Annotated in this window: 7 protein-coding genes and 2 pseudogenes; 2 read left to right on the forward strand and 7 right to left on the reverse strand. The window is 48.5% G+C overall.

Annotated features, from left to right (window positions below; translation table 11 throughout):
* Nucleotides 1-304 precede the first annotated feature (304 nt).
* The 6 genes and pseudogenes from FTV30_RS14740 to FTV30_RS14765 all read right to left on the reverse strand — a co-directional run bounded on the left by FTV30_RS14740 (nt 305) and on the right by FTV30_RS14765 (nt 6,435).
* Nucleotides 305-790, reverse strand: coding sequence for a hypothetical protein (locus FTV30_RS14740; RefSeq protein ID WP_006581703.1), 486 nt, complete (start codon nt 788-790; stop codon nt 305-307).
* A gap of 37 nt (nt 791-827) precedes the next feature.
* On the reverse strand, nt 828-1,076 hold the full coding sequence (locus FTV30_RS14745; protein WP_006581702.1) for a phenol hydroxylase subunit: 249 nt from the start codon (nt 1,074-1,076) through the stop codon (nt 828-830).
* Between the two features lie 227 nt (nt 1,077-1,303).
* Nucleotides 1,304-2,140 carry an aminoglycoside O-phosphotransferase APH(6)-Id gene (locus FTV30_RS14750; RefSeq protein WP_000480968.1) on the reverse strand — a complete coding sequence of 279 codons (837 nt, stop codon included), beginning with the start codon at nt 2,138-2,140 and terminating at the stop codon, nt 1,304-1,306.
* Entirely contained in the window at nt 2,140-2,943 is an 804-nt protein-coding gene (aph(3'')-Ib, locus tag FTV30_RS14755; protein ID WP_001082319.1) for an aminoglycoside O-phosphotransferase APH(3'')-Ib, read from the reverse strand. The genes FTV30_RS14750 and aph(3'')-Ib overlap by 1 nt, the downstream gene beginning before the upstream one ends.
* A gap of 106 nt (nt 2,944-3,049) precedes the next feature.
* A pseudogene (locus tag FTV30_RS14760) lies at nt 3,050-3,394 on the reverse strand (IS3 family transposase); the annotation flags it as partial.
* Between the two features lie 35 nt (nt 3,395-3,429).
* Entirely contained in the window at nt 3,430-6,435 is a 3,006-nt protein-coding gene (locus FTV30_RS14765; protein WP_001143775.1) for a Tn3-like element Tn3 family transposase, read from the reverse strand.
* Nucleotides 6,436-6,596: 161 nt separating this feature from the next.
* Between FTV30_RS14765 and FTV30_RS14770 the strand changes: the two genes are divergently transcribed.
* Nucleotides 6,597-7,154 (forward strand): recombinase family protein, encoded by a 558-nt coding sequence (locus tag FTV30_RS14770; protein WP_001217881.1) that lies wholly within the window; start codon nt 6,597-6,599, stop codon nt 7,152-7,154.
* A 182-nt stretch (nt 7,155-7,336) separates the two neighbouring features.
* A complete protein-coding gene (locus FTV30_RS14775; RefSeq protein WP_000027057.1) occupies nt 7,337-8,197 on the forward strand; it encodes a broad-spectrum class A beta-lactamase TEM-1 in 861 nt (286 codons plus the stop codon).
* 188 nt (nt 8,198-8,385) lie between these two features.
* Here FTV30_RS14775 and FTV30_RS14780 read toward each other — a convergent pair.
* Nucleotides 8,386-8,537, reverse strand: a pseudogene (locus tag FTV30_RS14780) (IS4 family transposase); the annotation flags it as partial.

Raw genomic sequence — 8,537 nt, forward strand, 5'->3', positions numbered from 1 at the left:
GTTCAAATGGCGATTCAGCGTTTAATTGGTTTTGGGAAAAAAGAAGAGTTTAAGGAAATTTTGGCAATTTTAAGAAAGCAGAATCCTGATAGGATAAGGGTTCTGTGAAATTTGTCGTGTACAGAGTATAATAATAATAATCGAGCATGAGTCTCATACGGATGCTCGGGTCGAAAGGGAATCCCCAGGCGAGTAACCTGTTTGCGGTGATCCATTAGCTGCAGGAGCAGAAGAGCATACATCTGGAAGCAAAGCCAGGAAAGCGGCCTATGGAGCTGTGCGGCAGCGCTCAGTAGGCAATTTTTCAAAATATTGTTAAGCCTTTTCTGAGCATGGTATTTTTCATGGTATTACCAATTAGCAGGAAAATAAGCCATTGAATATAAAAGATAAAAATGTCTTGTTTACAATAAAGTGGGAGTAGTAATTTCGTTACTTTGTTTAGAATTTCTTCAGAAATATTTCTTAATAAATCGTGTTTTTCAACAAGCGTAAAATTACTTTCTAAAATCTCTTGTTGTTTAGCTCGAGTTTGGGTATAAGCCCCATAATAAAATTGACGAGGATCTTTAAGCACGTACCAATCTTTCATTTGGATTACAGTACGGCCCTTATCGTAAAGATCAAATTCAGGCTGCCATAAAGGTTTGTAATGAAAATTAATTTCTTCCTGAATATCGTAGGTCGCTTCTTGATAACGTGAAGCTGGTTTATCACCAAATCTTTTTTCAATATAAGCATAAGTATTTCTTAAAGGCTTAACTGAAGATGTTTTAATATCAATTTGCATATAAATCTTCCTGATTTTTTAATAAAGACTAGAGTTTTTATTCTCTAATACCGGCCTGTCCAAATCGCCACTTCATGCGGTCATATTCAATCTTTGCAAAATCATCCGTACTTAGGTGCTGTACTTGATGGTGTGCGCAGAATTCTTCAAAAGCCTTGACTGGCATAATCATTTCTACAGCTAACTCTGGATCACCTATCGAAAATTCAAATTCGATATATTTGTCACGCTGAGTCCCTGTAACATGAATAAAGCAAGGAGGCTGTTCTACATTGAGTTGCTGCATACCAAAATCCTCATATTCTCCATAAGATTATTGCAACTTGCATGCCAATTTTATTTATTATTATTTTTCAAATATTTATGATTTTCTCTTTTTTATTTCATACAATGTTCTTTATCAAATTGGGGTCGTTTGCGGGAGAGGGCGAAATCCTACGCTAAGGCTTTGGCCAACGATATTCTCCGGTAAGATTGATGTGTTCCCAGGGGATAGGAGAAGTCGCTTGATATCTAGTATGACGTCTGTCGCACCTGCTTGATCGCGGCCGCGATAGCTAGATCGCGTTGCTCCTCTTCTCCATCCGCGTTCCAAGCTGCGGAAAGGCACCCATAAGCGTACGCCTGGTCGAGCAGGCGACGCGGATCGACGTCCAGCGCACGAGAGAATGCGTCCGCCATCTGTGCAATGCGTCTAGGATCGAGACAAAGGTCGTCTCTGTCAGCCGGATCGTAGAACATATTGGCGGCGCCAAAGCCCACTTCACCGACCAGACCGACGGGATCTATCACCAGCCAGCCGCGACTGGAGAACATGATGTTTTCATGATGCAGATCGCCATGTAGCCCACGCAGTTCCGAGGCATTGCTCATCATTTGATCGGCTATAATCGCCGCGTGGACGTAGTCAGTTTGACAACCTGCGTTTTGATCATCGCGCGCCCGCTGAAACAAAGCTGCAAAGCGATCCCGGATCGGGAGAAGGGCAGAAGGCAGGGGTTCCTCAGATGCGGCATACAGCTTCGCCATTAGTTCCGCTGCAATTTCGGTCGCCTGGTAGTCGCCGTGCTCGGCAACGATGTGAGAGAGCATTCGCTCCCCGGCATATTCGAGCAACATCAGATTGTTCTCACGACCGAGCAACCGGACTGCTCCCCTCCCATTGCGCCATACCAGATAGTCGGCCCCGCGCAGTTCATCAGCAATGTCTTCTATAGGTTTCAATCCCTTGACGATTGCAGGAGTCCCGTCTGGCAATGAAACTTTCCAAACGAGGCTGGAAAAGGTGTCCGCAATGAGAACAGGTTGCGAAACGTGCCAATGAGCAGGAAAAACAGGCGGCATGAACATCAACCCCAAGTCAGAGGGTCCAATCGCAGATAGAAGGCAAGGCGTTCGCGGTCGGGGGCTTCGATCCCCAATACATTGAATAGGACAGCGAAGGCGCGCTCTGCTTCATCTGGCGCTGCCCAGTTCTCTTCGGCGTTAGCAATCATGAGTGCCAAATCGGCATAGCGATCTGCTGTTCCGAGCCGCCCAAGGTCGATCAGACCCGTGCATTGAAGAGTTTTAGGGTCCACCATGAAGTTCGGCATGCAGGGATCACCATGGCAAACAACCATATCGGTGCGCTCTTGGTCGAGCCGCACCGGTAGCTCTCGTTCGACACGAGCCAAAAGATCGAGCTGCGGCGTACTCTTGTCCTCGTCCGGTAAGAAGTCGGGATTGACGGCATTGCGGGACACCACATCAACGGCGCGTCCGAACATTCGCGACAGCCTGCGCTCAAACGGACATTGATCAACCGATAGGCTGTGAACAGCGCCAAGTTGCTGCCCCATTGACGGCCACGCTTTGAGCAAATCCGCTCCAGACAGATCAGCCGCCGGTACTCCCGGAATTGCCGTTATCACCAAGCATGCACCCTCCTGTTCCTCCTGCCAGTTGATCACCTCGGGGCAAGCCACACCTCGACCTTTGAGCCAAATGAGGCGGTCACGCTCTCCAGCGAGCTCACCGCGGCGGGAAGCAGGTGCGATTTTCGCGAAGGCATGCCCGTCACCACGTCGAAAAACAAAATCACCAGATTCTCCGCCTCTGACAGGCAACCAGTCAGAATGCGATTCACCAAAAAAAATATTAGTTCGATTCAATGGAGGTTCCTTCAGTTTTCTGATGAAGCGCGGAGGTGGCTCAACCTGCGAAAAGAAACGAGTTGCTATGGACTTGCACCGGTTGTGTTCCGGTCTATCTCTCATTTTAAGCGGCTTTTTTCTCAAATGCCACCGGCGATTTCCAGCCGAGTGTTGAATGTCTTCGGCGTGGATTATAAAAGCCATTTATATATTCGAAGATTGCAATCTCAATATCTCGCCTTGTTTGCCAGTGTCTGCGCCAAATCAACTCAGCCTTTAATGATTTAAAGAAGCTTTCTACTGCGGAGTTATCAAAACAATTGCCTTTCCCGCTCATGGACGGCAGCAATTGATGTTTGAGCAGTAGCTTTTGATATTCATGAGCGCAATATTGGCTCCCACGGTCTGTGTGTTGAATACAACCCGGTGGTGGTTTGCGTAAAGCCAACGCCATATTCAGTGCCCTTAATGGGGGTCTGACGCTCAGTGGAACGAAAACTCACGTTAAGCAACGTTTTCTGCCTCTGACGCCTCTTTTAATGGTCTCAGATGACCTTTGGTCACCAGTTCTGCCAGCGTGAAGGAATAATGGCCGAGCATATTGATATGTCCGTGGCAAAGCGGGGAGAGGCGTGCGATATCTTCATCATTCAGTGTTTCACCCTGCGCCCGGAGATGATCCAGAGCTGCCTGCATATAAATAGTGTTCCATAACACGACGGCGTTAGTGACCAGCCCCAGAGCTCCCAACTGATCTTCCTGACCGTCGGTATATCGTTTTCTTATCTCACCTTTTTGACCGTGACAGATGGCTCTGGCAACTGCATGACGGCTTTCTCCCCGATTAAGCTGGGTCAGAATGCGCCGGCGGTAATCTTCATCATCAATATAATTAAGCAGATACAGCGTTTTGTTGATGCGCCCCACTTCAATGATTGCCTGAGTCAGTCCGGAGGGACGTTCACTTTTCAGCAATGAACGGACCAGCACTGAGGCCTGTACTTTGCCCAGCTTCAGGGAGCCTGCGGTCCGGATCATTTCGTCCCACTGAAGGACTATTTTTCGGGGATCTGATTGCCCTCTGGCAATATCATTCAGCACGCCATAGTCGGCATCATGGTCCATTCGCCAGAAAACCGAAGCACCGGCATCAGCCAGGCGTGGAGAAAACTGGTATCCCAGCAGCCAGAAAAGGCCAAAGACAAGATCGCTGGCACCTGCCGTATCGGTCATAATTTCGGTTGGATTCAGCCCGGTCTCCTGTTCCAGAAGGCCTTCCAGCACAAAGATAGAGTCCCTCAGCGTCCCCGGTATAACGATGCCATGAAAGCCGGAATACTGATCGGACACAAAGTTGTACCAGGTGATCCCTCTGTTATTACCAAAGTATTTGCGGTTCGGTCCGGCATTGATTGTTCTGACTGGCGTAACAAAGCGCATTCCATCTGCAGATGCCACTTCTCCTCCACCCCATATCTGTGCCAGTGGCAGCGTTGCCTGAAAATCAACCAGTCTGGCATTAGCGCTGGTGATAGTTTCAGCCCGCAGATAGTTCGCTTTTGTCCAGTTCAGCCGGTGTCGGGTCAGTGCAGGAACATTTGATCTGATCAGTGGTTCCAGACCGATATTGCAGGCTTCAGCCATCAGCACGGCGCTGATGCTGACGGGCAGATCATCAACTCTGGCACTGGCTTCACTGGCATGGAAAAACTCATCAGCAAATCCGGTATGGGCGTTAATTTCGAGCAGCAACTCCGTTAAATCCACCGGAGGGAGCAGATCACTGATCATTTTGCTCAGTCGTTTCAGACTGTCCGGCTCATCAAGACTGGCGAGGGGAGAAATTGTCAACCGGGGCTTCGGGCCAGAAACATCGAGTTCGACAGCCTCATTTTCGCCAAGACGTGCAGCAACCTGTCTGTAACGACTATCAAGCTGATGGCCCAGAGATTTTATTGCTTCCTGCGGGTCTGTCGGGTGCCCCAAAGAACGATAAACCTTAATCCGATTTGCCTGCCAGTCAGCACCCTGTAGTAATCTTGCACGAGGATCTCCCCACCGGTTACTGCCGGTAACGTAGACATCCCTCCGTCTCAGACTATCCTGCAGTTTACTGAGAAAGCAGAGCGTGTATCCCCTTCGGGTGATATGTTTTTCCTTGTTAATCACCAGCCGTTTCCATGACTGACTGATGATTTCCGTTGGTGCGTCGTCAAAAAACTGCCGCCGTGAGCTGAACTCCCGGCTGAGGTAGTCACAGGCATTCAGAGTGGTAACCCCGGCAGGTGCGGATGAAAATTTAACGGTATTCAGCAGATGGGGCAGGAAACGACGAACGCGCCCGTACTGCTCCACCATTTCGTCATGAAAATTATCGTCTGAGGGCCGGGCAATTTCACGGACAAGCGTGATGATTTCAGCCAGCTTTTGCCTAGGGATGTAGCTGAACACCTCAGCACGAATCGATTCGTCCGGTGTTTCTTCTTTCAGCAAGTACGAACATGCGCTGGCGAGCGCCAATGCAGATTTATCCAGATCCTTCAGCGAGCGGAGCCGTTTTTTCTGCCCAATCTTTCTGGCGTCACGGATGATAACGGCCAGCATGGCGTCCAGAACGTCCAGTGCATCATCCAGCGCCAGCGTTTCCCATGCAAGGACAAAGGCAACCAGAACCGCCATCCTTTTCTGCGGTGACATCCTGGCAATATTGAACACCGAAGTCATACCAGCATAACGTGCGAGATTTTTCAGGCGCACAGCCGGGAGTGTACTCAGGTTTTCAGCATGCAGGCCAAAATCGTTCAGAGTTTTCCAGCGTTCAATTGCTTCATTAAACGCCGGACCACTGATGGTCACAGGGCCTTTTTTCAGTGATTCCAGTAAAGACAGGCGGCTGCAATCAGTTGGCCCCAGCAGCATCTCCAGCTGTGAACGCTGTTCGGCTGACGGTATCAGTGCCAGTTTGTTCCACAGGCGCAACGTCGCCTTTTCCCTTACCTCTGAAATCAACCGGGTCAGCGTGGTGGCTCCGGGGAGAATAATACGATGTTGCATAAGCCACCCTGTCGCCAGGTCGAAAAGCAGGCCAGGACGTTCGTTGCTTATCCAGCTCCGGGTATATAAAAGACGGGTAAGGCGAAATGTCCAGGGCCAGGCAAATTCACGATACTGATAGTGCTGACGTATCAGCGCTGCATGCTCACGGCGGGTATTTTCCCTCTGACCGTATTCTGCAAGAACGGTGATATCACGAATCCCGAGCTGTCTGGCGGTAAAATGCCGGACGCCGGAAGGAATATGATTCATGTCAGTAAGAAAAGTGCCCAGAAAACGCACACACCCGATTTGCAGGGCAATACCAAGTCGATTGTGATCACCCCGGCTTTTCCCGATAAATTCTTTATCCGCTTCATCAAGATGAAAATAACGCGCCAGCTGAAGTTCATCGGGTTCGCCAGTGAACCTGCCATAACTCTCAACCTGCTCAGTGGTCAAAAAATCAACGGGCATATCGGCCTCCCTGCCTGACGGCTTTTTTAACACAACTGCAACCGTTCGAAATATTATAAATTATCAGACATAGTAAAACGGCTTCGTTTGAGTGTCCATTAAATCGTCATTTTGGCATAATAGACACATCGTGTCTGATATTCGATTTAAGGTACATTTTTATGCGAATTTTTGGTTATGCGCGGGTCTCAACCAGCCAGCAGTCCCTCGATATTCAGATCAGAGCGCTCAAAGATGCAGGGGTAAAAGCTAACCGCATCTTTACCGACAAGGCATCCGGCAGTTCAACAGATCGGGAAGGGCTGGATTTGCTGAGGATGAAGGTGGAGGAAGGTGATGTCATTCTGGTGAAGAAGCTCGACCGTCTTGGCCGCGACACCGCCGACATGATCCAACTGATAAAAGAGTTTGATGCTCAGGGTGTAGCGGTTCGGTTTATTGACGACGGGATCAGTACCGACGGTGATATGGGGCAAATGGTGGTCACCATCCTGTCGGCTGTGGCACAGGCTGAACGCCGGAGGATCCTAGAGCGCACGAATGAGGGCCGACAGGAAGCAAAGCTGAAAGGAATCAAATTTGGCCGCAGGCGTACCGTGGACAGGAACGTCGTGCTGACGCTTCATCAGAAGGGCACTGGTGCAACGGAAATTGCTCATCAGCTCAGTATTGCCCGCTCCACGGTTTATAAAATTCTTGAAGACGAAAGGGCCTCGTGATACGCCTATTTTTATAGGTTAATGTCATGATAATAATGGTTTCTTAGACGTCAGGTGGCACTTTTCGGGGAAATGTGCGCGGAACCCCTATTTGTTTATTTTTCTAAATACATTCAAATATGTATCCGCTCATGAGACAATAACCCTGATAAATGCTTCAATAATATTGAAAAAGGAAGAGTATGAGTATTCAACATTTCCGTGTCGCCCTTATTCCCTTTTTTGCGGCATTTTGCCTTCCTGTTTTTGCTCACCCAGAAACGCTGGTGAAAGTAAAAGATGCTGAAGATCAGTTGGGTGCACGAGTGGGTTACATCGAACTGGATCTCAACAGCGGTAAGATCCTTGAGAGTTTTCGCCCCGAAGAACGTTTTCCAATGATGAGCACTTTTAAAGTTCTGCTATGTGGCGCGGTATTATCCCGTGTTGACGCCGGGCAAGAGCAACTCGGTCGCCGCATACACTATTCTCAGAATGACTTGGTTGAGTACTCACCAGTCACAGAAAAGCATCTTACGGATGGCATGACAGTAAGAGAATTATGCAGTGCTGCCATAACCATGAGTGATAACACTGCGGCCAACTTACTTCTGACAACGATCGGAGGACCGAAGGAGCTAACCGCTTTTTTGCACAACATGGGGGATCATGTAACTCGCCTTGATCGTTGGGAACCGGAGCTGAATGAAGCCATACCAAACGACGAGCGTGACACCACGATGCCTGCAGCAATGGCAACAACGTTGCGCAAACTATTAACTGGCGAACTACTTACTCTAGCTTCCCGGCAACAATTAATAGACTGGATGGAGGCGGATAAAGTTGCAGGACCACTTCTGCGCTCGGCCCTTCCGGCTGGCTGGTTTATTGCTGATAAATCTGGAGCCGGTGAGCGTGGGTCTCGCGGTATCATTGCAGCACTGGGGCCAGATGGTAAGCCCTCCCGTATCGTAGTTATCTACACGACGGGGAGTCAGGCAACTATGGATGAACGAAATAGACAGATCGCTGAGATAGGTGCCTCACTGATTAAGCATTGGTAACTGTCAGACCAAGTTTACTCATATATACTTTAGATTGATTTAAAACTTCATTTTTAATTTAAAAGGATCTAGGTGAAGATCCTTTTTGATAATCTCATGACCAAAATCCCTTAACGTGAGTTTTCGTTCCACTGAGCGTCAGACCCCGTATAGTGTTTTGCAGTTTAGAGCTCTGTACACGACAAATTTCACAGAACCCTTATCCTATCAGGGTTCTGCCTTCTTAAAATTGCCAAAATTTCCTTAAACTCTTCTTTTTTCCCAAAACCAATTAAACGCTGAATCGCCATTTGAACATAGTCTAAACCATAGCGAAATAAACTCATTGAGAGTCGTCCAT

Origin of the sequence: Acinetobacter sp. YH12255, assembly GCF_013417355.1 — a bacterium.
Lineage (GTDB): Bacteria > Pseudomonadota > Gammaproteobacteria > Pseudomonadales > Moraxellaceae > Acinetobacter > Acinetobacter pseudolwoffii.

Excerpts from the sequence above, each read along its gene's own strand:
- FTV30_RS14745 (WP_006581702.1), bottom strand. The coding sequence starts at position 1,076 with ATGCAGCAACTCAATGTAGAACAGCCTCCTTGCTTTATTCATGTTACA.
- FTV30_RS14765 (WP_001143775.1), bottom strand. The coding sequence starts at position 6,435 with ATGCCCGTTGATTTTTTGACCACTGAGCAGGTTGAGAGTTATGGCAGG.
- FTV30_RS14775 (WP_000027057.1), top strand. The coding sequence starts at position 7,337 with ATGAGTATTCAACATTTCCGTGTCGCCCTTATTCCCTTTTTTGCGGCA.
- FTV30_RS14750 (WP_000480968.1), bottom strand. The coding sequence starts at position 2,140 with ATGTTCATGCCGCCTGTTTTTCCTGCTCATTGGCACGTTTCGCAACCT.
- FTV30_RS14740 (WP_006581703.1), bottom strand. The coding sequence starts at position 790 with ATGCAAATTGATATTAAAACATCTTCAGTTAAGCCTTTAAGAAATACT.
- FTV30_RS14770 (WP_001217881.1), top strand. The coding sequence starts at position 6,597 with ATGCGAATTTTTGGTTATGCGCGGGTCTCAACCAGCCAGCAGTCCCTC.